The organism is Vibrio sp. 1978 (genome assembly GCF_033344345.1).
This window is the reverse complement of sequence record NZ_JAWPOP010000656.1, coordinates 1-622: the sequence shown is the minus strand read 5'-3', so window position 1 is coordinate 622 and position 622 is coordinate 1. Positions and strand designations below refer to the sequence as shown.

Genomic DNA, 622 nt, shown 5'->3' with positions numbered 1-622 from the left:
CTTAGTATGAGTTCATCGCAGCAGACCGCTGCTTTCAACGAAAACTGAGGAAGTAACAAATGAAAAAACTGGTTGTTATTACTGGTGCAAGTTCAGGTATTGGTGAAGCTATCGCACGTCGTTTTAGTGAAGAAGGCCACCCTCTCCTTCTTGTGGCTCGTCGCGTAGAACGTTTAGAGGCACTAAATTTACCAAACACCTTATGTGAAAAAGTCGATGTCACTGACCAAGCGAGTTTGATAACAGCGATTGAAAAAGCAGAAGCTCAATTTGGTCCAGCTGACGTGCTAGTCAACAATGCGGGTGTAATGTTGCTTGGTCAGATCGACACGCAGGATGCCGCTGAATGGAAGCGTATGTTCGACGTTAACGTGCTTGGTTTGCTTAATGGTATGCACTCCGTACTTGCATCAATGAAAGCGCGCAATAGTGGCACAATAATTAACATAAGCTCTATTGCAGGTAAAAAGACGTTCCCTGACCACGCGGCATATTGTGGTACGAAGTTCGCAGTTCATGCAATTTCAGAAAATGTGCGCGAAGAAGTGGCCGCATCAAATGTGCGTGTTACGACTATTGCACCGGGCGCAGTAGAGACGGAACTGCTTTCTCACACCACTTC

The 622-nt window shown here is 46.0% G+C and carries 1 protein-coding gene; it reads left to right on the top strand.

All coding sequences use genetic code 11. The features are described from left to right. Positions 1-59 precede the first annotated feature (59 nt). Positions 60-622: SDR family oxidoreductase (locus tag R8N49_RS28375; RefSeq protein ID WP_318190599.1), on the top strand; the 563-nt coding region annotated here is incomplete at its 3' end.